Genomic DNA, 23,541 nt, shown 5'->3' with positions numbered 1-23,541 from the left:
AGTGGAAACAGGTTTCCACTATCTATTTTTTCATCGTTCTCATACGAAATGATAGAGTCATAAGTCCTTGTTCAAGGCGCATATTCTCTACAATCACTTCCGATGGCACGTCTATCTCAATAGGTGAGAAGTTCCATATGCCCCTTACGCCTGCCGTCACCAGCAGATTTGCAGCGCCCTGTGCAGCCGAAGCCGGTACTGTAATGCATGCCGCTTCAATTTGTTCGCTCTTTATCACGCCGAACATCTCCGTGATATTGCGAACCTTTACACCGTGTGCTTCCGTTCCGATGACTTCGGGATTTACATCGAATATCGCTTTAAGCTCGAAACCGCCCTGTTTCCAGACCTCACTGCCTGCCAGCGCCCTGCCCAGGTTGCCAAAGCCGACAAGCGCGATTTTCTTAACGTTATCGACATCCAGAGCTGCGATAATGGTGCGCTCCAATATTTCGATATCATAGCCGGACCTCGGTCTGCCGACCACTCCAAGCGCTACAAGGTCTTGCCTGACTCTTGAACTGGATATTCCAAACAGTCTTGCCAGTTCTTCGCTCGTTGCCGTCTTTTTGCCTTCGCTCTTAAGTTGTCCCAGGTAAGTCAGATAGCTTTCGAATCTCAGAATGACTGCTTTTGGCACCGTTGCCTCCAATCTTTCACGTCGTCGGAATTGTTACTCTGCTAACGATTATATCCTACCATTCCTGACGCTGCTCGTCAATAGATATATCCGGCTGATTGCTCATTTAATGAAAATAACAATATTGCTTAAGCCGGTGTTCACATTTAATCGTTAGCGAAGTAACATTGTTGCGATTGATTGGATTAAGGTTATCTCGATGCTGTGTTCCGACCGTGCTCATATACATACAACACGTTTGTAAGTGACCTGCCGGGAGAGGATATGTTCTTGCCGCGATAGTGCATGGCTGATGATGATCCGCCGTCGAAGTTGAGCGCATCCGTGCAGCCGAGGTTGCTCATAATGGAGGCAAGTGTATAAAGCGAACAAGCAGAGGATGTACTCACGAATATGAGCCTGTTTTTGCCCGTGAGGCCGACCGCGGTCCTGCGTGCGCTTCCGAGCACATGCGAATCTCTGAAACCCTCGCCATAGGGGTCGAGAGTAATGGATCCGTCTGTGAGCAGACGCGGTCCGCATGCTATGACGGTCTCGTATTTGCTCCAATCCATATGGTGATTGCGTGTTGTGGAGACAAACGACACTCTGTTGTCTGATGTTATGCAAAGGCCGGTACCCATCCCGCCGAAATGCGCCATATTGCCGCCTATCACGATATCGCCGATGGGTTTGAGACTGCGGTTGCAGAAGAAAGTGCCGTTGATGGCGGCTGTGGGTTTTAGGCGCTTCATGAACGACCCGAACGACTCGCTTCTGCCTATGCCGTTTTTTGCTATCGCCGCGCCTATGCGCACAGACGGGTCGTCCATATTGATATAGATGACATTGACTGCATGCCCGCGCACATACGCTCTTGAATAGCTCACAGACTTGTGCGACGTCTCAATACCCCTTACAATTGTAGAGCCAGACACTCCATGAGCAGCCAGAATCTTTACGGCCTCCGCTTTCTGCCGATATCGAGCGATAGAGATCGGCGTGCGGCCATAGTTATCCTTTGCATTGACATCGGCGCTTCGGGTGAGCAGGATTTCGAGAATTTCATTGCGGCCCTCACCCGCTGCGATATGCGTTGGGGTGACGCCGTTTTTCTTCTTTGCGTTGATGTTTGCGCCCAGAGCGATAAGCAGGTCCACCATTGCGCGCTGATTGCGGTCGACCGCCCAGTGCAGCGGGGTTGCGCCGGATACGTCCTGTGAGTTGACAAGTGTGGGGTCGTCGTTTACCAGTTCCTGCACACGTGCAAGATCACCACTGGCGGCTGCCTTGTGTATTTCGCCTGCATATGCAAATATGCACAGTGACGTCAATATCAAAATTCCAATTGTCAGAGATATGGATCGAAGCATATGGACTTTCCAGACTAATCACGAAAATACGAAATGCTAATAATAGGCCAGTGTCTGCTGTCCCTTGAGAACGAAAAATACTCCAGGTGCAAACCCTGACGAATGCGCTGGGAGGGCGAGGCTCCCGCCGAGCCGCAATTTTCGATGTCCGATAGATAAGGATTTCCGAATACGGCTATTACGGCTGGGGCATATATAGGGATATTACCCATTGCCAGTAATATTATGTTATGGTGCGTCAGCTTAGTCAAACGAAAAATTGGTGAAATTTGAGCATGGTGGAAAATGTGTTCATGCAGCGCGAGGCATATCGTATGGGAGGTCTTTGCCCCATGAAAGTATCTCACCGCAGCGCTTGAGCCCTATACGCACTTCATCGATCACGAAGTTGACGGATTGCGCATCGAGACCAGCGACCTTGCCAATCTCGGTCAGGCTTATGTTGGGGTGCACACCGATCAAATAGCTGTCTTCAATACGTTTTGCCAGCATGTTTGCTGCGTGCACGGCTGCGGTCAGTTCGGGGTAGTCCGATGAGTCATCACGATGGTGATAGGCGATCCCGGCGATAAGTTTTTCGGGCAGACGCCATGATGCGGCCAACTGCTTTCCGATATACACATGATTGGTGCGAAGTGTCTCGGTCTCGGCTTCAAGCATCTCGATTCTACGCTCTCTACAGTTCTCGACAACCTCTCTGAACCTGAACGGCAGCGCACGTGCTATGACCAGTTTGCCGATGTCGTGCATAAGACCCGCGACAAACGCCGATTCTTCTGATTTTCTCTTGCATCCCGTGGCGAACGAATAAAATGACTCCGATGCAATTGCAGTCGTGACCGAGTGACGCCAGAAATTCTGCCAATTGAACCCTGGGAACACATGGCTGGGAAATAATATGTCGAGCACGGATGCCGATGCCGCCAGGTTGCGCACATACCCAAAACCGAGCGTCAGGATCGCATCGGTGATGGTCTCGGCTTTTTCCCTGCGGCAGAAGTATGCTGAGTTGGCCAGCCGCAGCACTCGGCATGCCAGCGACTGGTCGGTCATCACGACACGCGCCAGGCTGTCTGCATCCACATCATCGGTTCTTGTTATGTCTATTATTCGCTTGAGGGCGGCGGGAATGCTCGGTAAGTCTATTCGGTCGGATGATCTGTGGAACAAGTCTGCCTCCGTGTGTTGATTGCCAGCATATATTATTTTCCGCGAACCGGCCATATTCTTAAACCGGATTATTACGGGGTATTGCAGCCTTACGTTTTGTTGCGGACGGGTTTGGGTAATGACGGATGTGCTTGCGCATGACATTGTCCTCGGCTCCCAAATCGGCAAGGGGGTCGACACATTTGCAATCGAAACTCGTATATATCATTCTTCTGATCACAACCTGCGCCGTATCGGCAACTGCGGGCGGCATATATCTCAAGAGTGGAACAATCGACACCGATATGCCAAAAATTCTTGCTGCCGAGCCTGAGGAACAGATTGAGGGTATGGGTTATTTCATCGTGCTCTTTGATGGCCCGATTCAGGACACATACAGGCAGTCGCTCATCGATAACGACGCTCAAATATTGGAATATCTCCCCGATTTTGCGTATCTGATCCGCATCGACCGCACCAAACTCGGTTCGATCAAGAGCCTGGAGTCTGTGAAGTGGGTAGGAGCGTTCAAGCCCGAGTATAAGTCGAGCGAGGATCTGTCATATACGGACGGCAAGGGGCAGTTCGTAGTGATGCTGTTTCCGGGGGCAAAATGCGATTATGCCATTTCGAAGGCTGGGGTCAACAAAATTGATACTTCCGACCGGATGTGCCGTGTCCTGGCCACCGGTTCACAGCTATCCGAGCTTGCGGAAACCGGCGCAGTTTCATGGATCGAGCCATATGTGCAGCCGACACTGTGCAACAATATTGCCTGTGAGATATCGGGTGTACCCGAAGTGCGCTCGGACCTTGGCCTATACGGCTCCGGTGAGATTATAGGTGTGGCGGATACAGGACTCGACACCGGCAGCTTGAGCACCATCTCATCAGACTTTGCCGGACGCATCACCAAGACCTATGCGCTGCGCAGAACGGATGACTGGTCTGATCTTACCGGTCACGGCACGCATGTTGCGGGCAGCATCCTCGGCAGCGGTGCGCTCTCCGGAAGTGATCCGGCTTCGCACGATTATGACAGTTCCTTTGCCGGAATGGCTCCAGAGGCCGACATGGTGTTTCAATCCATAGGTGACGACGGCTCATATGTTTTTCCTCCGCTCGATCTTGCCGACCTGTTTCAGCCTGCATATGACGATGGTGCACGTGTGCACAATAACAGTTGGGGCAGCGCTGTTGACGGCCAGTACACGACATATTCCAATGAGGTGGACCAGTTCGTATGGGATCATAAGGACTTCACTGTCGTGTTCGCCGTGGGCAATGAGGGTGAGGACCTGGACAAAGACGGTGTGGTCGATCTAGACAGCCTGTACGCTCCGTCCACTGCAAAAAACTGCATCTCGGTCGGCGCGACCGAGAACTACCGGACGACCGGCGGTTACCAGATGGGATACGGCGTCGCATGGAGTTCCAGTTACCCGGTCTCACCAATCAAATATGATCTGATGAGCAATAATATAGACGGTATGGCCGCGTTCAGCGGGAGAGGTCCCACAGACGATGGCCGTATCAAACCGGATGTCTGCGCGCCCGGCACGAATATCATATCCTGCCGGTCTCATATTTCGAGCGCATCGACGGGGTGGGGCGCATACAATTCAAACTATACATATAACGGCGGAACGAGCATGTCTGCGCCTCATGTAACCGGCTTAGCGGCGCTGATACGGCAGTATTATCAGCAGGTGGCGGGCACGACACCCAGCGCTGCACTGGTAAAGGCGACTCTGATAAACGGAGCGGTCGATATCACACCCGGTCAATACGGCTCTACGCAGTATCAGGAAGTCAACGGCCTGCCGGATTATGTGCAGGGCTGGGGACGTGTGAATATCGAAAGATCGCTGAATGCAGATCTGCCCACTGTTACAGAATTTGCAGATGAGTCGTCCGGCCTTTCAACAAACGGCTATCGTGATTATCAATACAATGTGGTGGACAACTCAGTGCCGCTGAAGTTCACTCTCGTGTGGACGGACTATCCCGGTGCGGTGCATGCAGCCATCGAGCTGGTAAACGATCTTGATCTTATCATTACGTCACCAAACGACACCGTCTATCAGGATATCGACCGATTGAACAATGTTGAGCAAATTATATTGGATTCGCCGGAGACCGGGACATATACGGTCCGTGTGAAAGGCTATAACGTGCCCATGGGTCCGCAGGACTATGCCCTGGTCGTATCCGGCGGGATGCCGAGCACTTATATTTCCGGATCGGTTACATCCGCCACCGGTGCGGTTGTGCAGGGTTCGACTGTTTCTATCATGTCCAGCACAGGCACAAAGCGGGTTGTCACCAACCAGAACGGCAAATATCTGAGTCGTGTGGAGCCGGGGACATATTCTGTCCAGGTCGGTATGCAGGGTTGGACTTTCACGCCGAGGGGCAGGGTTGTGAACGTTACGGACCAGCCTGTCGAAAACGTGAATTTTGTGGGACAGGGCCAGCCGGGCGGCATATCGGGCACCGTGACGAGTGCCATCGGCGGCGTGATAAGCCATATCGTCGAGTCGCCACATCCATATCTCAACAACTATGACCGCACATACACGATCACCGCCAATGACGGCGTATCGAGTGTTCGGGTGCACTTCGCCGAGATAGACCTTCTCACTGACGGGGATGAGATATATGTGCTCGACGGTAATGACAACATATCCAATATCTATACCGGTAAGGCCGAAGACCTCTGGAGTTCGTGGGTCGATGGAAACGTCATCAAGATAAGAATTCTGACAAATGAGACCGGCAACACAGGCTATGGCTTTTATATAGATGGTTACGAGACAGACCTGGTGGAGCAGGGCGGCCTGGAGGGTGCGACTATCACACTCCGACCGGGGGGATACACGGCGACTACGCTTTCGGGCGGTTCATATACACTGAATGGAATCCCAGCCGGGACATATACGGTCACGCCGTCAAAGGACAAATGGACATTTGATCCGAGTTCAAAAATTTCAAACATTCCGGCAGACGGCACGGCAACAGGTGTAAACTTCACTGCACTGCCGCCTGGTTCGATCAGCGGTCGGGTCCAAATCGTGAGTCCTCAGTTTCAGTCGATCAATGTGGAATCTGCCCATCCATATGACCCGAATTATGAGAACACATGGCAGATAGATGCAGACGAGTCTGCGACTCGCATGCGGCTGCATTTTGCCCAACTGACCACTGAGCCTGCATGGGACTATGTCTATATCATGAACGGCAGCGATGAGATAATCGAGATATATACGGATGATTACACTGACCTCTGGACTCCATGGATCGACGGTCATGTGGCGAGGGTGATGCTCACGAGCGATTCCGGTAATGAATATTACGGCTTCAAGATAGACAAATATGAGGCTGAGATAGTGGGAAATGGGCTTAAGGATGCCGTGATCGGTCTGAATCCCGATGATTTGTTCGTCACTACATCCAATGACGGCGCGTTCGACTTTGGCCAGGTGAGTATCGGGACGCATACTCTGCTTCCTGAACTCGACCCATGGGCATTCGACCCGGAGTCGCAGATGGTGAGCGTCTCAGCCGGGGTTGCGCAGGATGTAACATTCTATGTCAGCCTGAATGACATAGAACGTGTTATTTATACCAAATCGCTGCCGCTTGGTATTCAGATCACGCTCAATGGGGCGGTCGTTTCAGGCGCATTTGACGGCTTCTTCTATGTTCAGGACACTCTATTGCCTGTTGGTATACGTGTCGACTCGGCAGCAGATGTCAGCATTGGTGATACCGTTACCGTTAATGGCACGCTTGCATTGATAGACGGCGAGCGCGTGATTCAGGCTGTGTCAGTTGAGTAGCCAAAAGTTCCTCTATTCGTGAGTGCTCATAGATATCCGACTCCGCATGAGCTTTGCCTTCTCAACGAGGATAGTGACCGGGAGGGCGAGGCTCCCGCCGAGCCATGTTTTTCTTACGTAACGCTGAACTGTTTCCTTTCTTGCAATTTGCTGTTGGTGAACATAAAATAGGTCTATGATTGACCAGAGCAAATGCAAGAAAATATTATCGAAGTCTGTTTGTGTCTACTGCGCATCCAGCAATTCCGTGTCCTCCGAGTTCTTCTCGGTCGCAGAGGAGCTTGGCACTACTATCGCGAAAGATGGTTATGACCTGATATTCGGAGGCGGTGAGATAGGACTGATGGGAGCCGTCGCCAGGTCTGTGCATTCGCATGGCGGGCATGTGGTCGGTGTGATTCCTGAGTTTCTGCGCCTGCCGGGCATATGCTACGAAAGCTGTGACGAGTTGGTGGTCACAAAAGACATGCGCGAGCGCAAGGCGGCTATGGAAGCACGCGCTGATGCATTCATTGCCCTGCCGGGTGGATTCGGCACGCTTGAAGAGATGCTGGAGGTTATTACGCTCAAGCAGCTCAGGATTCTCAACAAACCTGCTATATTCCTCAACACGAACGGCTTCTATGACGGCCTGAACGCTATGTTCGAGCACATCTTCGACCATCACTTCGCCAAGCCGCACTATCGCGAGCTATATCACTTTTCTCCCGATGTCACCGATGCTATGGCTCATATCGATAGCTATGAGCCGATGGCTTTGGGGACGAAGTGGTGATTTGTAATAGACCAGTGAATCCAACTGTGTCTAACATTATCTCAAAAACTTGCTCACAAATGGCGAACTCTCACCCCTGCGCATAAAGTGGCCGGACGGTCCTTCGCCCAGAAACTCCGAAAACCATGACTCGTGCTCGATCTCTTCGTTGAGTATCGCGAGGGACAGGTCATATGTGCGGTGGTCCTTGCCGGCTGTGAGATCGCAGATATGGCTGTAGCCTCTTACTGCACATCTCTCGGCCTCGACCAGAACGTGCAAGATTGCATTTGTGTCGGTCATGTCGTCAGGAAGATGAGCTGGCGGACAGGCTGATACATCATGGAATGCCTTCATGTCATCGGGCAAGCATCCGCCGAGTTCATATATGCGCGGAACGATGGCCTCGAAGTGATTGCGATCTTCAATGCGGGCGATCTCTGCGATTTCCTTCACCGTTTCACCCTGCAGCCCGATAAGATTGGCTCTCAGGATAGTGTAATAGTAATAAGTTGTCAGTTCTGCGGCGGCATTTTTAACCAATAAATCGAGTATCTGATCTATGTTCACCCCTGCTTTTTCAATCACTTCTCTTGCAACACGTGCCATAATTCACCTCACTGATTTTTCTGGAGATGATATACCCGATTGTCTGATTGTTGATTCCCGGTATATTACTTTATGCCGGGGAGAGGGGTCATTCGGACGCGGCGCGTGTCTATTACAGAGAAATGCCCAGACCAGTCATTCCTGCTTTCAAGTGCAGATATTGTCAATAGAGAGAGACGATCAGGCGAAGTCGGTGTTATGCGAATGAGGATGATCCCGCAGGTGGCAGGCAATTTTGTATGAAATGCTAACTCGCCAAAGTCTTTGTCCATTGTCAGTAGAAGTCGTTCTTCCAAAAACGCTCGGGCGAGAACTTCCTTATCACTAATACCGGGCGTATCAGTGCGTACCCATAGCACGTCATGCCCGCGTTTTCTCAGTGCTTCTATCAACAGGCTCGGTAGATTTTCATCCGCCAGAATTTCCATGTATTATGCTGAAAGTGGATAAATTTTTTCGGAGCGCAGGAGATCACTGACATATGCAAGGCAGGCAAGAATATCTTCTCTTGTAAGCCCAGGGTAGTTGTCAAGCAGTTCCTGCTCGCTCCAGCCCTGAGCCAGCAAATCTACGATAAACTCAACTGCAAGTCGTGTGCCTTTTATAACCGGTTTACCGACAAGCACGTTGGGGTCAACGATTATTCTATCTTCCCATTTCATAATGTCAGCCTCCATTTATTACTTACGGTATTCCGCCAATATATCCTTCAATTTCTCAGGCTGCACGCGGCCGTAAACCTTGTCATCTATCATCATAACTGGAGCGAGTCCGCATGCGCCTATGCACCGCGTCTGACCGAGTGTGAAGAGCATATCTTCAGTGGTCTCGCCCTGCTTGATGTCGAGCATGTTTTCAAGAGCTTCGAGGATCTTTGCGCCTCCGCGAATATAGCATGCCGTGCCCATGCACACCGATATGCGGTGCTTGCCCTGTGGGACGTGCTTGAAAAAACTATAGAATGTGGCGACGCCGTATATCTCAGCAGCCGGGACCTCGGTCATCTGCGCGATATGTTCCATCACTTCCTTACTCAGATAGCTGTACATGCCTTGGGCGTGATGGAGTATCGCGATCAGAGCCGACTGCGGGTGGTCCGGGTGATAGACAGACTTTATATATTCAGTCAGTTCATCAAATTTATCTTCGCAGCAGGTTCTTGGCATATCCGTTATGCAAAGGCTCGGCGGGAGCCTCGCCCTCCCTTCAGAAGATTCTTATAACTCACGCTTAATGCGAATTGGCCTGAGCTTAAATAACGCACTTTTTCAGTCGGCGAAGGCCGACATCGTGTTGATGTTGCCGTGACTTCAGTCGCCAGGCGGTTAAAACCGCGGCCACAACTGCACAAAGTCCCCCTACGGGGACTGGAATCTTAGTATAATCCGCATAACGCGTAAATACCTTTGATCGGGTGCGATATCTGATCGCGCCCGGAAGGAATGATGCGATTTCAAATCGCAAAGTTCTTTTTCGGTCTGGATCAGACATCCAGCCCGAACAGCGCCCCACAGTTTGCAGCCCACAACTCGTAGCCTATAACCCACAAGCTCGCAGCCCCTACGCCTAGTCCGTCCTGAGAACATCAGGGTTCCATACTCCATGCGGCAGGCGCGGCTGATAGTGAGTGTGCAGCAGCTTATATGCTTTTTCGCTCATCGGTTGGCCGAGATATTGTTCGTAAACGAGCTTCAGATCAGGGTTTTCATATGACCGCTTGAGTTTTTTGCCTGCATCTATAGCGCGTAGTGCCTCGGCTCGCTTTTTGAGATTCTCGACATCCAGGGGAATTCCTTCACCGGCTCTCGCATATGGCTGTCCGCCGCCGCCAATACACCCGCCGGGGCAGCCCATGATCTCGATGAAGTGGAAATCACCCTCACCGCGCTGAACCATTCGCAGCAGAGTATGAGCATTCGTGAGTCCATGAGCAACACCAAAGTTGAACTTGTGATCCCCGATTTTGGCGACCCATCGCTTAACTCCTTCGGCTACACTACGCACTTCTTCGACTACAACCTGTTCAACGTCTTTACCGGTGAGCATCCAATATGCGGTGCGATAGACTGCTTCTGCCAGGCCACCTGTCGCTCCGAAAAGTGCACCTGCGCCGGTAGAAATTCCAAGCACCGGGTCGAAGCCTTCATCCGGCAGATTGTAGAACTCGAGTCCGGCGTTTTTGATGAGCCAGACCAGTTCGCGTGTGGTGATTACACGGTCGACAGTCGGTACAAGCTGGCCATCGACCTCTATACGCTGTTCAGGGCGTGCTGCCTCAAACTTTTTGGCTGTGCAGCACATAGCGCCCACGTTGAATATCTTATCAGCCGGTATGCCCGTCTTTTCGGCGTAATAGGTCTTGATGAGGGTCCCCAGGATGCTCATAGGCGACTTTGCAGTGGATATATTATCCAGCAGATCGGGATAGAAATGCTCCGCGAATTTCATCCATGCTGACGAACAGCTCGTGATAAGCGGCAGCTTGCCTCCTTCGTTGACACGTTTGACGAACTCGGTCGCTTCCTCCATAATCGTCATGTCCGCGCCCATCTGCGTGTCGAATACCTCGTCGAAGCCCAGCCTGCGCAGTGCTGCCACTGCTTTTCCGGTCATGGGGGTCCCCGGAGGCAGATTGAACCCCTCGCCGATGGATGCGCGCACACTCGGCGCAAGCTGCACGATCACATGCAGATCGGGGTCCTCAATTGCTTTGACCACGTCCTTGGTGTAGTCCTTTTCAAGAAATGCAGCGACCGGGCATACGTTTATGCACTGCCCGCATGTGACGCACACGCTCTCGGTGAACGGATCGTTATAGGCAGGTGTGACCACTGTTTTGAAGCCCCGGTTGATATAGCCCAGAGCCGACACACCCTGCACCTCCGCGCAGACTCTTACGCACCTGCCGCAGAGGATGCACTTATCGGGATCGCGTATGACTGACGGCGATGAAAAGTCCGTCTCATAATGTTTCCTCTCGCCCTCATAGTGCCTTTCGCGCACTCCGGTTGAGTAGGCGAGGTATTGCAATTCGCAGTTACCATCGCGTTCACAGGTCTGACAGTCCATGGGATGGTTTGCAAGGAGCAGCTCGACTATGGTCTTTCGCGTATCGCGTATCTCCGGGCTGTTTGTATAGACGACCATCCCTTCGCTGACCGGATATGTGCACGATGCCTGTGGCCTGTTCATTCCCTCTATCTCGACCAGACATACCCTGCATGAGCCTTCCAGGTGCAGCCTTGGGTGATAGCACAGGTGCGGGATGCGTATTGCCAGCTTCTCAGCAGCCTGCATCACGGTCGTGCCGACGGGAACTGTGACCTGCTGGTTGTCTATGGTAAGGGTTACCGTCTTTGCTGCTGTTGTTGTCATATACGCTCCTCCGGTCGATCAGCAACCACATATTGATATCTTGTCCGCATTATTCACGAGGAACGTGAATAATGCTCTCAGAGGCCCGGATTATGCGCTTACCGCATAACCCGGCCTAGTCTATCTTAACCAAACCATCGACTCCGGTAACATAGTTATCTTTGACAGCTAATTCTTTTATCCACTTTCTGGTCTCCAGTGTCTTCCATGGACCCGAACCAATGCCTCCGCCATTATCAACATTCCAGAGCCAGATTGGAGTCGGCCAAAGGCAATATGACGGCTTGATTGCTTTATATACGTCCTCACCAGCGCCGTCCTGGCCATGATGAGCCATCTGAACGTAGTCGGCATGCAGGCATGACGCATACTCGCTTTTGAGCAGCTTCTTTCCTGCTTCAAAACCTGTGTCGCCCAGGAACAATACGGATTTAGTTGAGTCCCATACACGCAATACAATGCTCGAATTGTTCACAGTGCCGGTGAGTATCTCGGGGTTCTTTATGCCAAGCACCTGGATGTTTACGCCGTCTAAGATAAACTTCTGTCCGCATGACAATTCGACTGTGCTTCTGCCGGTTTCTCTCAGTGCTTTGTTGAGATTGACCAGGGTCCCGGCATTTTGAGCATCATATTTCTTCATCCATTCTTCAGTCGGCAGTGAGGCACATATACAGCCTATCTTTAGTCCGTCCGGTTTTTTAAGTATATCGATGAATGCATTAACATGGTCGAGGTGCGGATGTGTGAGGAACCATATGTCTACCTTGTCGCCCAAATTCTTCAGAAACTTCCTCAGATATGGTGCATCCCCGGTCATCCCTCCGTCAATGACAATGACCTTGCCATTTGGTGTCTTTATCACATAAGACATCATCTGCGAGCGGGTCTGCTCCGGCAGTTGCCAGAGTGTGAATCCAACAGGTCGATTGTCTACTTGTGGTGCTGCTTGCAGCATAGCGATGAGTACAATTGAAAATACCATTACTTACTGTCTCTTTTCTTCTCCAATTTTAATTATATTGCCAGGTGTAGTCGGAATTACATTTGCAGAGCAAAAAGCTATCCGGCGATTGAGCAGTCATAGGACATACCACCTGCCGCAGCCCTTCGATTTTGTCATCCGAAAAGGTATGAAGGTGGCCGCTGAATATACAGGCAATTTTGCCGCGATATGTATGCAGCAGCTCGAACTGAGGATCCGAAGTGCCGATAACGAGTGACTCATTGCCCGCCCATACTCGGCGTATGGTCTCCATTGTCGCAGACGTTTTCAGTGGAACATGGCTAAATATAAACGTCTTGCTGTCTCCACCTGACCTCAGCTCGCTCTCCAGCCATGGCAGTTGCTCAAGGATCGATTTATTGTCCGCGTTATTGATTATAATGAACCGAAAACCATTTCGGTCGAATGAATAGTTGAACTTATCACCGGGAAATATTCCGCTCCAGAATGTCGCTCTTGCATCGGGTTCGACCAAGTCCCACTGCGGCTCAATTTCTATTTCGGACGTCCGTCGTATGCTCAACGACGCATTATCATGATTGCCGATGACAGGAAATATCTCAGCCGACAATATTCGGCTCATCTGATTATACAACCTTATGTTCTGATCGGTGACATGGTCGATCATATCACCGGTGATAATCACGAAATCCGGTTTCAGATCATTTACTCTTTTAGCCGCTGCGATGAATCTTTCGTTCGTGTCCCAATACATTCGCGACGTTTGATATTGTTTATACACGTCAATATCTGTATTCTCGGGCGCTTTGTCGAAAATATGAGTGTCGCTGAACACGGCGAAAGTGAAATTATCGTTGGAGTCATCTCTTTCTATCGGCACTGAATTGGAACCTTTCCGATTGAATAATTGTCTCGTATGTTATCATGCGGCGTATATGTGCGCAATCCATGTTATGCTGCGAGCAGATATTGCGCCCTAATGCTTTTCTTTCAACACTATACGTGCTCAGGAACAAGTTATCCATTTAGGTTATTGATTATCTCATTTATTGAAATGGCAACCCCTGCGAAATCATTCTTACATCTTTCTTTTTCTGGAGTATAAAGAGTGCCAAACAGTAAGTCTATCACGTTACGAGTTGTTGCAATGTAGCTTACGATATGACCTGTAAAAAATGTAATTGTTATTTCTCTTTGCTCCTTTACAGGTAATAGGTCTACAGCATTCATAATGCGAATACCTGTCACTGTACCGTGAGACACTTGACAATCTGTCAGATATACCCTGTATTTGTTTTTTTTGCCGGATTTCTCGAATAGTGTTCTTGTATTACACCAGCTAGTGTTTGTTTTGCCTTCGAGATCACAGTCAAAATGTTCTTTCATATATTGAACTGGGTCTACAGGGAGTTCATCATCATCAAGTGTTCCTTCCGCTTTAAAAAACCTTATGCATGCATCTCGGTCATAATCGAGGTAGCATTTACCTAGCTCTGGATTTTTGGCTATCGCAAGTATACTTATTTGGCATTCAAGGCAGCATCTATCAATTATGTGGCACGCATAAGCATCTCCTACTGCACTTACGTTTTTTAAACTTTGTAATCCTCGATTATACTGAGACCACAGACACCAGACAGCAAGCCTCTGGTCATTATCTTTGCAAAAGTCTTGCATCGGCTTCCGCCACTTTTTTGCAAATGCTTCAATTTTCTCATAAGCTTTGAAGATATCATGGTTTCCTTGCTCTCCACTTTCCACTCTCCACCCTCCACTACTTCCTATAAATAGCCTTCACCGGACATCTCCTCAGGCATTCGCCGCACTTGATGCAGAGGCTTGTGTCTATATGGTGAGTCTTTTTAGGTTCACCGGATATGCATTTCACTGGGCAGACTTTGGCGCAGAGAGTGCAGCCTACGCAAATATCCGGGTCGACATAATAGTTCATCAGGGCCGAACAGACACCCGCCGGACAGCGCTTCTCAATGATGTGCGCTTCATATTCATCGCGAAAATTCTGCAAGGTTGACAGGATCGGGGTTGGAGCGTTCTGACCCAGACCGCATAATGACGATTTCTTCACCACTTTGCTCAGGTGTTCCAGCTTTTCCAGGTCTTCGGGAACGCCGTTGCCCTCGGTGATGCGCGTGAGGATTTCCAGCAGTCGTTTGGTCCCCTCGCGGCATGGTGTGCATTTGCCGCATGACTCATCCTCTGTGAATGTAAGGAAGAACTTCGCCACATCCACCATGCATGTGTCCTCATCCATCACGATCATTCCGCCCGAGCCCATGATCGAGCCGGCTTTTGCCAGGGACTCATAGTCTATCGGCGTATCCAGATATTGCTCGGGGATGCATCCGCCGGAGGGTCCACCTGTCTGGACTGCCTTGAACTTTTTATCGTCTTTGATCCCGCCGCCTATGTCATAGATGATCTCGCGAAGGGTCGTGCCCATGGGCACTTCCACCAGACCGGTGTTTTTGATCTTGCCTGCAAGCGCAAAGACCTTTGTGCCTTTGCTCTTTTCGGTTCCAAGGTTTGCAAACCAGTCTGCGCCGTTGAGGAATACGGCGGGCACATTTGCCCAGGTCTCTACATTGTTGATGAGTGTGGGATGTCCCCAAAGGCCGCACTCGGCAGGGTAGGGCGGCCTCGGCCTGGGCATGCCTCGGCGTCCTTCTATGGAAGCGATAAGAGCGGTCTCCTCACCACAGACGTATGCGCCTGCGCCCAGCCGGATCTCTATATCGAAACTGAAGTCGGTGCCGAAGATGTTTTTGCCCAGCAGACCGCGTTTTCTGGCTTCTTCGATGGCGTATGTGAGACGTTTGATCGCGAGAGGGTATTCAGCGCGCACATATATGAATCCCTGGTTCGACCTGATTGCATAACCGCCTATGGTCATGCCTTCGAGTATACAGAATGGGTCACCTTCAATTGCGCTGCGGTCCATGAATGCGCCGGGGTCGCCTTCGTCCGCGTTGCAGATCACAAAACGTCTGTCCGAGGCGAACTCAGTCGTCTGCTTCCATTTGAGGCCGGTCGGATAACCCGCTCCACCGCGTCCGCGCAGACCGGACCTCAACACCTCATCGATCACCTGATCCGGTGTCATATTCTCCAGTACATTCGCCAGAGCCTCATAACCGCGCATAGCCAGATAATCATCGAATGACTCAGGGTCAATGATCCCACAGTTTCGCAGGGTGATGCGAAGCTGCTTGCCGAAGAAGTCCGCGCTGCCGAGCATGCGAATGTGTGACGTGTCTACCCATTCATGAGTCTTGTACTCCTCAACAGGTTTGCCGCCTATGATATGTTCGTCTATGATCCTCTCGATCTTGGCAGAGTCGATCTTTTCATAGTAGACGCCGTCAGGCTCGACGACGATTATGGGGCAGTTTTTGCACAGCCCATATGATACTGCTTCCTCGACCTCGACCAGGTCCTGCGCATTTTTTTCTTTTATGATGCGCTTGAGTTCCGGCTCGATCCGTTTTCCACCGGGATCGACGCAGGCAGTGCCCGAACATACCACAATTGTGCGCTTCATATCCGCTCCTTCTAAACAGGCGTCGGGTGATGGGTGTTAGGTGATGGGGTAGGTTGGCTGAAAATAATTACCCAGTGTACTCAGTCACAATCTTTCCCCCAGCCAAATGCTCATCTACGATCCTTTTGACCTTTTCGGGATCGAGCCTTATATATAAAACAGGCGGTTCGTCACCGCGAGTGACCTCTGCCATAGGCTCCAGGTCGCACCTGCCGACGCATCCCGTGGGGATCACATCGACATTATCCAGACCGGCCTGCCGGACGGCATTTATGAACTCATCATGGACCGCGTCGGCGCCCGCAGAGATTCCGCATGTCGCCATACCCACCCGGACCCTGTATTGCCCCTTTTTCTTGAGCCGTTTCTTCTCTTTGAGTTCAGTGAGAATTGCAGTCGGTTTCATATTGATGCCTTTCACGTGCATACTTGTTGTATATTTTGCCGGCAGCCAGCCGAATTCCTACACTGCCGTGGGCTATTTGCACGATGCACGGCCATGCTTTTCGTGATAGTGCTGATGATAATCCTCTGCAGGGTAGAATTCGCCTATTGGTGCGACTTCGGTCACTATCGGGTGTTTGAACCGTCGAGACTTTTCCAGATGAGATTTTGAGTCCTCTGCCTCGCTCTTTTGCTCTGGGCTGACATAGAATATCGCCGATCTGTATTGCGAGCCAATATCGGGACCCTGCCTGTTGGGTGTGGTTGGATCATGAATACTCCAAAATATATCCAGCAGTTGCCTGTAGCTGATTATGGCCGGATCGAACGTTACCTCAACTGACTCTGCATGACCCGTAGCATGTGAGCAAACGTCCTCATATGTCGGGTTTTTAGTGTGGCCGCCGGTGTATCCTACCCTTGTCGAGACCACGCCTTTGCCCAGCATCTGCCTGAAAGCAGCCTCGACTCCCCAGAAACATCCCGCCGCAAAAACAGCCTTCATATACTCGGGTTCTTTAGTCGTTTCAGCCAGTTTGATAGCTACGGCGTTGATACAGTATCGTTTGCCCGTGGGTGGGGGACCGTCGTCGAAGACATGACCCAGATGAGCGCCGCATCTGGCGCACAAGACTTCCGTCCTGTGTCGACCGAGGCTGTCGTCAGGCTGCGTAGTGATATTGAGTTCGGATATCGGGTCCCAGAAACTCGGCCAGCCTGTGCCGGACTCGAATTTATGCACGCTCTTGAAGAGGTCCGTCCCGCAGCAGATGCACTGATAGGCACCGACCTGACCCTCCATGGGCATCGAGCAGGAGCCTGTAAAGGGCTGCTCTGTGCCCTTTAGTCGAGTTACCTCAAATTGCTTGGGTGTGAGCATTTCCCGCCACTGCTCATCCGTGCGGCAGATGCGGCTTACCTTTTCCACTTTGCCTGTCGCGAAGGCGAAAATATCGATGAGTTCGTTTTTATCACAAGGGTCCATTGCATCTCTCCTGCATGCAAATGAGATACCCAATATTTGCGGTCAGTCCTTATGAGTGTCTATGCTTTGAAACTTTGCCAGGTTTCTGAACTGGTCCTCGAATGCCATCAGCCCGGCTGAACCGCCCGTATGAATGAAAACTACCGTCCGATCAGGGTCTATACCCCCGGACTGAGCAAGTCCGATCAGGCCGGACATAGCCTTTCCGGTATATACCGGGTCGAGTATGATGCCTTCAGTCTGCGCCGCCATGAGGATGGCTTTGTTGCCCGCTTCTGACGGCACACCATAGCGTTCGCCATAATATTCATCGTTTATATTAAGCTCGTCAGGCTCGAAATGCTCGTTCACTTCTATCAGATCGGCAGAGCCGTTTGCCTCTTGGGCGGCATGTTGGCGCAGTGTTTCCGCCTTGCCTGTAACACTTATCCCCAGCACATCGGCCTCAGGTAGAAACAGACGTGCGCCGAGAATACAACCGGCCATAGTGCCTGCTGATCCTACTGCCATCACGATCAGCGGAGCTTTGTCCTCGCATGATAGCTGGTCGGCCAGTTCGCGGATTCCCTGTACGTATCCGAGCGCTCCCAGCGGAGTCGAGCCGCCCATAGGGATGACATATGGCTTTTTCCCGCGAAGCCGGAGGCTGCGGGCTTCGTTTGCCATAGCGTCTTCCATCTGCTTGACAGTGGCATCTTCCAGGAACCTGATCTGAGCGCCGAAGACAACATCCAGCAGGAGATTGCCGTAGAATCGGTCGAACCGTGGACCGCCTATAAATAGAATACACTCACCTATGCCGACTTTGCACGCGGCTCCTGCGGTCATACGCGCATGATTGGACTGCGGCCCGCCGTCTGTGAGCACGACATCGCACTCTTTCTGGAGCGCGTCAGCCATCAGGTATTCAAGTTTTCTGGCTTTGTTGCCGCCTCCGGCAAGTGTGGTGCAGTCGTCACGCTTGATCAGCAGCTTGCGCAAACCGAGTTTTTTGGCCAGGCGCGGTGCATTGTCGAGCGGGGTCGGCAGTGCCGTGAGAGATATTCTGGGTATTGTGTCGAGTTTCATAGCAATAGTATACCCCTTCAATTTAGTAATGAGTATTTTATATTGATTATTGTAAACCCACTGTCATTAAATCCAACGTTCGGACGCGATATCCGATCGCGACCGAAACAAAATTTCCGCAATTTCAGATTGCGATAACCATCCATAAACCCGGAAGACGTTTATATAACCAGTCATTCTGAGCGTATGCGAAGAATTTGCTTTGAACCATACTCAATAATGCAGGTGTTTTTGTATAAATGTTCTAATGCAATATCCTATTTTCAGCGCCTCGATTCATTCAGCGTCTCAGCGGTTCAAATATCTCATTTCCAGCTTTCCAACTTTTAGACTCTCTTGCAATTGTTGGGAACAAAGGAAATAGTATTTGTGCGTAGAATATATGAACCAGCAGGCGAACTATAACGTCAAAGGCGGTGGATGAATGAGTATGACGATTTCGTTTATGGTGGTGCTGGGGATAGCTGTCCTGGCGCTGTTGTGGGTAATTGTCAAATATAACCAACTGGTGGGGCTGCGCAATCGCATTCAGAACGCATGGTCTCAGATAGACGTCCAACTCAAGCGCAGATATGACCTCATCCCGAACCTGGTCGAGACGGTCAAAGGCTACGCAAAGCATGAGAGCGAGGTCTTTGAGAAAGTGACCGAGGCGCGCAATGCGGGCATCAATGCGTCATCACCCAAGCAGCAGGGTGAGGCTGAAAACCAGATCACCGGCGCTCTGAAGAGCCTGTTTGCGGTCGCAGAAGCGTATCCAGGGCTGAAGGCCAACCAGAACTTTATGATGCTGCAGGAGGAACTCTCGGGCACAGAGAGCAAGATCGCATATGCGCGGCAGTTTTACAATGACCAAGTGATGACATATAACACTCTTATACAGAGTTTTCCGTCCAATATGATCGCGTCGAACTTTGGGTTCAGCGAGCATGAGTATTTCCCGATGGACGATGCGGCAAGGGAAAATGTGAAGGTGGATTTTTCGTAAGTTATGTATGAACAGATAAGTGCCAATATCTGGCGCTCGCGTATTCTGATTATCGCGTTCATTCTATTGATCGGGGTGATAGGCTATGGGTTTTATCTTGCCTATGGCAGCCCGATGGCGCTCGTCATAGCCGTAGGGTTTGCGTTCGCCACCAGCATAGGCAGCTACTATTACTCGGACAAGATTGTGCTCGCCTCAACACGTGCAAGGGAGGCCACAAAGGAAGAGTTTCCTCACTATGTGAATGCTGTCGAGGGGCTTGCACTGGCGGCGGGAATCCCTGTTCCAAAGACCTATGTTATGGATGATCCGGCTCCAAATGCGTTCGCCACGGGCAGGGACCCCGAGCATGGCGTCATATGCGTCACCACAGGGTTGCTGAGCATTATGAACCGCGTCGAACTGGAAGGTGTGCTGGCACATGAAATGTCGCATATCAAGAACTTTGATATACGGTTTATGGCGTTGGTCTCTGTGCTGGTGGGAGCGGTTGCGATGCTGGCGCACTGGTTCTGGTGGACGGGCCGCCTGGGTTTTGGTGGCCGCAGAAGCCGTGATGACGAGGGCGGCCAGGCTCAGCTCATATTTTATGCTGTCGGCATTCTTCTGGCTATTCTGGCTCCGATAGCGGCTGCACTTGTGCAGGCGATGATTTCACGGCGCAGAGAGTATCTGGCGGACGCGAGCGGTGCTATGCTCACTCGCTATCCCGATGGTCTGGCAAGCGCCCTCGAAAAGATAGCAAGTGACCCACACGTGCTGGGGACTGCTAATAAAGCCACAGCTCATCTATTCATCGCTAATCCCCTGAAGGGAATCGGAAGTTTCCTCAGTTTCGACACCCATCCGCCGATTGAGGACAGGATTGCGCGCCTCAGGGAGATGTAAAGTGGGTGTCAGGTGATAGGTGTCGGGTGTTGGGAGAGGCCTGGTTCAGGACGGGAAGTTGTAGTTATGGAAGATGTGAAGAAATTATTAGGCGAAATCACTGCTGATGCTCAAGCACGACTCGGTGACGCGCTTATGTCGTTTTACGTGTATGGCAGCGCTGCCAGAGGCGGAATGAACGAGTGGAGCGGTATCGATATATGCCTGATTTGCAACTCGGATGAGAAACGCAAAATGTGCGCAAACTGGGTAAAGGGAACATTGCCCGCGTTATGGTGCGCTGAACACGATGCCGGCGGCGGCCGCTGCTCTTGCCAGTCTTATACCGCCATTAGCGCATCGCCTATACCGCAGTTTTGCTGAAAAGGGGTTTTCTGATCCCGCATCCATCGGCGCTGATTTCAATTTGTGGAACTAAACTGCTTCGGCTGCACTGGATGGTCCAGGGACTTCATAATAAGTGGGTTAGAAACCCACAATATACCCGTCGGGGGAAAGATTCCCCCGACGATCAAGATCAAACGATCAAATTTATTATTTTGCGCCGTGGCGGAGCAGGACTCGCTTAATGCCGTACCAGTCACGCTTAATCTTGTTATTCTGATCTTGAGGCGAAGTCATATAATCATGCTTGCCCTCTTTTAATATCTGAAGGAGAGACGTATTGCCTTCAGCATGCACATTCACATTAGCCCCATTCGCTATGAGCAGCTTTGCGATATCCAGAAATCCGTAGTATGTTGCCGTATAGAGTGGAGTCCTGCCTTTATTATCAGCAATATCGATCTTTGCCTTGTATTTTATCAATTCCTTTACTGCAGGGGTGTCTCCAAGGCTTGCGGCTACATGCAACGCGGTGCGGCCGAAGTTATTGATTTTGTTTACGTCTGCGCCATGCTTAATCATCACAAGTGCGCCATCAATCTTCTTCAAATCGATTGCGAAGCGCAGGGCTTCGTAGTCTTTGTATTTTACGTCCGCTCCCTTTGAAATCAAAAGCTCGATCATATCAGGCTGACCATGATAGGCAGCAGTATCTAGTGGGGGCCATCCATCCGAGCGCACGGCATTCACATCCGCCCCATGGTCGACCAACAGCCTTATCATATCCTTGTTTTCGTTTCTCAATGCCAGGTGCAGAGGATACCATCCCCAACCACAAAAACCGCCTTCACTTGAATGCTCTTTGACGTTAACTTCGGCGCCGTTTTCGAGAAGCGTTTTTGCAATGCCGTAATTGTTATTAAACACTGCAAAATGGAGTGCTGTTCGACCATCTTCATCCGTGGCGTTTACATCAGCGCCGTTTTTGATCAATTCCGGGACCTGCTCTGGGCAATCAATGACTGCCCACGGCAGATGGGTGGCTCGATATTTTGCGCGTTCAGGGTTGATTGAGGAAGTAGTGGGACAGCAAGTAGCCGAACATGTCGTGTCGCACAAAACAGGCACCGAGGTTAAAAGCAAGATGCCGATTACTGCTTTTAACGTAAGATGTGATACAAACGTACGCATAGTTTTGCCTCCAGTGAAGAAAATTGGTTGATGATATTAGTTTCGACTGATGCCAAGATTATCCTTTATTGTTACAGACATCATTCATTGACCATGACGCTCAAACGCTATAAAATATTACAACTGTGGTTAAAAAAAATTTAGAGACAGACCTCTACAATCCTCTATACGACTATCTGGTCAGCCATGGCTACACTGTGCGCAGCGAAGTCAATAACTGCGATGTCGTCGCGCTCAAGGGCGATGACCTGATCATCGTCGAGCTGAAAAAGTGTCTCAATGTTGTGCTGTTGTCTCAAGCGGTCAAACGGCAGCAGAGTTGTGATTCGGTCTATGTGGCAGTCCCGCGGCCACATGACAAGCGCAAATGGCTGTGTTCAAACAGGCCGCTACAGCTTCTGCTCAAACGCCTGGAGCTTGGGCTTATCTTCATATCCCCCGGGCACAAGAGAGCACCTGTTGAGGTCATTATGCATCCGATTCCATATGAAAGACACAAGAAGCACTCTTCCAGGCGAGCCATAATCAGGGAGGTGGAGAACCGATCAGGGGATTTCAATACCGGAGGAAGCTGCCGCACAAAGATTATGACGGCATACCGTGAAAACGTTATTCAGATCGCATGCTATCTTGCAAAACTTGGTCCCACACAGCCGAAAGTGCTCAGACAGCTCGGCACCGGCGAGAAGACTCTCTCAATACTCCACAGCAACTTTTATTTGTGGTTTGAACGTGTCGGTTATGGTCTTTATGACTTGTCTGCGAGGGGACGGTCAGAAATAAAGCAATATTCTGAACTCGCGAAAAGATATTATGATATGCTCGCAGAGAGTAGAACGGACTGACTCATGAATCCTGACAATTACCGACTTATTCCTCTGAGTGAAGAATATTTTTCCAGATTGTACACATGGACTGCGACTGAAAAACAACAGGACCACTATACTTGCCGCCCATGTCAAACTCATATATCGGAAAAAGAATATGTTGATAAGATGAGACGCATGATTTGCAGTCCCGATGGATCATGCTATGTGTTGGTGGCGGCAAATGATGATAAAGAGCCTTTAGGGAAGATAAGATCGTTCGATTACAATCCGAGAAACCATAGTGCAGAGTTTGGATATTACTTACCGGAGCAAAATCGAAATAAAGGGTTGGGCAGCATAATGCTGCAGCAGTTTGTTGGATTATCGTTTGGCGACAGGAAATACAATCTCAACAAGTTATATGCAACAACATCTTCCAGCAATATTCCTTCAGTAAGTCTCCTTGAGAAGTGTGGCTTTGCAATGGATGGCAGGCAAAGAGAGCATTATTGGATTGAAGGAAAACGGTATGACCAACTTATATATTCGATCTTACGGTCGGAATGGGATGCAGCAAATCCAGCTTAGTTTCAGTGT

23 protein-coding genes are annotated in these 23,541 nt (G+C 50.5%); 7 read left to right on the top strand and 16 right to left on the bottom strand.

The window, feature by feature from the left end; translation table 11 throughout:
* Positions 1–22: 22 nt before the first annotated feature.
* The 3 genes from LLG46_11380 to LLG46_11370 all read right to left on the bottom strand — a co-directional run bounded on the left by LLG46_11380 (position 23) and on the right by LLG46_11370 (position 3,162).
* Complete coding sequence (locus LLG46_11380; GenBank protein ID MCE5323901.1) at positions 23–640, bottom strand: redox-sensing transcriptional repressor Rex; 618 nt, start codon at positions 638–640, stop codon at positions 23–25.
* A 191-nt stretch (positions 641–831) separates the two neighbouring features.
* On the bottom strand, positions 832–1,992 hold the full coding sequence (locus LLG46_11375; GenBank protein ID MCE5323900.1) for a phosphodiester glycosidase family protein: 1,161 nt from the start codon (positions 1,990–1,992) through the stop codon (positions 832–834).
* Positions 1,993–2,283: 291 nt separating this feature from the next.
* Positions 2,284–3,162: an HDOD domain-containing protein gene (locus LLG46_11370; GenBank protein ID MCE5323899.1), complete on the bottom strand. Its 879-nt coding sequence runs from the start codon at positions 3,160–3,162 to the stop codon at positions 2,284–2,286.
* A gap of 182 nt (positions 3,163–3,344) precedes the next feature.
* On the opposite strand from LLG46_11370, the gene LLG46_11365 reads away from it, so the two are divergent.
* Positions 3,345–6,983 (top strand): S8 family serine peptidase, encoded by a 3,639-nt coding sequence (locus LLG46_11365; protein ID MCE5323898.1) that lies wholly within the window; start codon positions 3,345–3,347, stop codon positions 6,981–6,983.
* Between the two features lie 175 nt (positions 6,984–7,158).
* The gene (locus tag LLG46_11360) at positions 7,159–7,758 is read left to right on the top strand and encodes a TIGR00730 family Rossman fold protein (protein MCE5323897.1); all 600 of its coding nucleotides are present in this window, start codon (positions 7,159–7,161) and stop codon (positions 7,756–7,758) included.
* Positions 7,759–7,794: 36 nt separating this feature from the next.
* Here the strand turns inward: LLG46_11360 and LLG46_11355 are convergent, their stop codons facing one another.
* The 12 genes from LLG46_11355 to LLG46_11300 all read right to left on the bottom strand — a co-directional run bounded on the left by LLG46_11355 (position 7,795) and on the right by LLG46_11300 (position 18,744).
* The gene (locus LLG46_11355) at positions 7,795–8,346 is read right to left on the bottom strand and encodes a DNA protection protein DPS (protein MCE5323896.1); all 552 of its coding nucleotides are present in this window, start codon (positions 8,344–8,346) and stop codon (positions 7,795–7,797) included.
* Positions 8,347–8,411: 65 nt separating this feature from the next.
* Complete coding sequence (locus tag LLG46_11350) at positions 8,412–8,774, bottom strand: DUF5615 family PIN-like protein (GenBank protein MCE5323895.1); 363 nt, start codon at positions 8,772–8,774, stop codon at positions 8,412–8,414.
* A gap of 3 nt (positions 8,775–8,777) precedes the next feature.
* Complete coding sequence (locus LLG46_11345) at positions 8,778–9,008, bottom strand: DUF433 domain-containing protein (protein ID MCE5323894.1); 231 nt, start codon at positions 9,006–9,008, stop codon at positions 8,778–8,780.
* Positions 9,009–9,026: 18 nt separating this feature from the next.
* The gene (nuoE, locus tag LLG46_11340; protein ID MCE5323893.1) at positions 9,027–9,512 is read right to left on the bottom strand and encodes an NADH-quinone oxidoreductase subunit NuoE; all 486 of its coding nucleotides are present in this window, start codon (positions 9,510–9,512) and stop codon (positions 9,027–9,029) included.
* A gap of 400 nt (positions 9,513–9,912) precedes the next feature.
* Positions 9,913–11,721 (bottom strand): [FeFe] hydrogenase, group A, encoded by a 1,809-nt coding sequence (locus tag LLG46_11335; protein MCE5323892.1) that lies wholly within the window; start codon positions 11,719–11,721, stop codon positions 9,913–9,915.
* A 115-nt stretch (positions 11,722–11,836) separates the two neighbouring features.
* Positions 11,837–12,706, bottom strand: a complete 870-nt coding sequence (locus LLG46_11330; GenBank protein MCE5323891.1) for an MBL fold metallo-hydrolase — start codon at positions 12,704–12,706, stop codon at positions 11,837–11,839.
* A 28-nt stretch (positions 12,707–12,734) separates the two neighbouring features.
* Positions 12,735–13,568, bottom strand: coding sequence for a metallophosphoesterase (locus LLG46_11325; GenBank protein MCE5323890.1), 834 nt, complete (start codon positions 13,566–13,568; stop codon positions 12,735–12,737).
* 137 nt (positions 13,569–13,705) lie between these two features.
* Positions 13,706–14,449 (bottom strand): DUF5677 domain-containing protein, encoded by a 744-nt coding sequence (locus LLG46_11320; GenBank protein ID MCE5323889.1) that lies wholly within the window; start codon positions 14,447–14,449, stop codon positions 13,706–13,708.
* A gap of 13 nt (positions 14,450–14,462) precedes the next feature.
* Positions 14,463–16,247 carry an NADH-quinone oxidoreductase subunit NuoF gene (locus tag LLG46_11315; GenBank protein MCE5323888.1) on the bottom strand — a complete coding sequence of 595 codons (1,785 nt, stop codon included), beginning with the start codon at positions 16,245–16,247 and terminating at the stop codon, positions 14,463–14,465.
* 67 nt (positions 16,248–16,314) lie between these two features.
* The gene (locus LLG46_11310) at positions 16,315–16,653 is read right to left on the bottom strand and encodes a (2Fe-2S) ferredoxin domain-containing protein (GenBank protein ID MCE5323887.1); all 339 of its coding nucleotides are present in this window, start codon (positions 16,651–16,653) and stop codon (positions 16,315–16,317) included.
* A 72-nt stretch (positions 16,654–16,725) separates the two neighbouring features.
* Entirely contained in the window at positions 16,726–17,676 is a 951-nt protein-coding gene (locus tag LLG46_11305; GenBank protein ID MCE5323886.1) for a bifunctional methionine sulfoxide reductase B/A protein, read from the bottom strand.
* A 42-nt stretch (positions 17,677–17,718) separates the two neighbouring features.
* Complete coding sequence (locus tag LLG46_11300) at positions 17,719–18,744, bottom strand: D-cysteine desulfhydrase family protein (protein ID MCE5323885.1); 1,026 nt, start codon at positions 18,742–18,744, stop codon at positions 17,719–17,721.
* A 430-nt stretch (positions 18,745–19,174) separates the two neighbouring features.
* Here LLG46_11300 and LLG46_11295 point away from each other — a divergent pair, with 430 nt between their 5' ends.
* The 3 genes from LLG46_11295 (at position 19,175) to LLG46_11285 (ending at position 20,983) form a co-directional block, all read left to right on the top strand.
* Positions 19,175–19,732 carry a LemA family protein gene (locus LLG46_11295; GenBank protein MCE5323884.1) on the top strand — a complete coding sequence of 186 codons (558 nt, stop codon included), beginning with the start codon at positions 19,175–19,177 and terminating at the stop codon, positions 19,730–19,732.
* A gap of 3 nt (positions 19,733–19,735) precedes the next feature.
* A complete protein-coding gene (locus tag LLG46_11290; GenBank protein ID MCE5323883.1) occupies positions 19,736–20,620 on the top strand; it encodes a M48 family metallopeptidase in 885 nt (294 codons plus the stop codon).
* A 66-nt stretch (positions 20,621–20,686) separates the two neighbouring features.
* Complete coding sequence (locus LLG46_11285) at positions 20,687–20,983, top strand: nucleotidyltransferase domain-containing protein (protein MCE5323882.1); 297 nt, start codon at positions 20,687–20,689, stop codon at positions 20,981–20,983.
* A gap of 171 nt (positions 20,984–21,154) precedes the next feature.
* On the opposite strand, the gene LLG46_11280 is transcribed toward LLG46_11285, so the two are convergent.
* The gene (locus tag LLG46_11280; protein ID MCE5323881.1) at positions 21,155–22,135 is read right to left on the bottom strand and encodes an ankyrin repeat domain-containing protein; all 981 of its coding nucleotides are present in this window, start codon (positions 22,133–22,135) and stop codon (positions 21,155–21,157) included.
* 125 nt (positions 22,136–22,260) lie between these two features.
* Here LLG46_11280 and LLG46_11275 point away from each other — a divergent pair, with 125 nt between their 5' ends.
* Together LLG46_11275 and LLG46_11270 are read left to right on the top strand one after the other, a co-directional pair.
* Positions 22,261–22,980 carry a DUF2161 family putative PD-(D/E)XK-type phosphodiesterase gene (locus tag LLG46_11275; protein MCE5323880.1) on the top strand — a complete coding sequence of 240 codons (720 nt, stop codon included), beginning with the start codon at positions 22,261–22,263 and terminating at the stop codon, positions 22,978–22,980.
* Between the two features lie 3 nt (positions 22,981–22,983).
* Positions 22,984–23,532, top strand: a complete 549-nt coding sequence (locus LLG46_11270) for a GNAT family N-acetyltransferase (GenBank protein MCE5323879.1) — start codon at positions 22,984–22,986, stop codon at positions 23,530–23,532.
* Positions 23,533–23,541: the final 9 nt, after the last annotated feature.

The organism is bacterium, from assembly GCA_021371935.1.
Lineage (GTDB): Bacteria > Armatimonadota > UBA5829 > UBA5829 > UBA5829 > UBA5829.
Note: the sequence above shows the minus strand (reverse complement) of the source record. Positions and strands in the feature narration are given on the sequence as shown.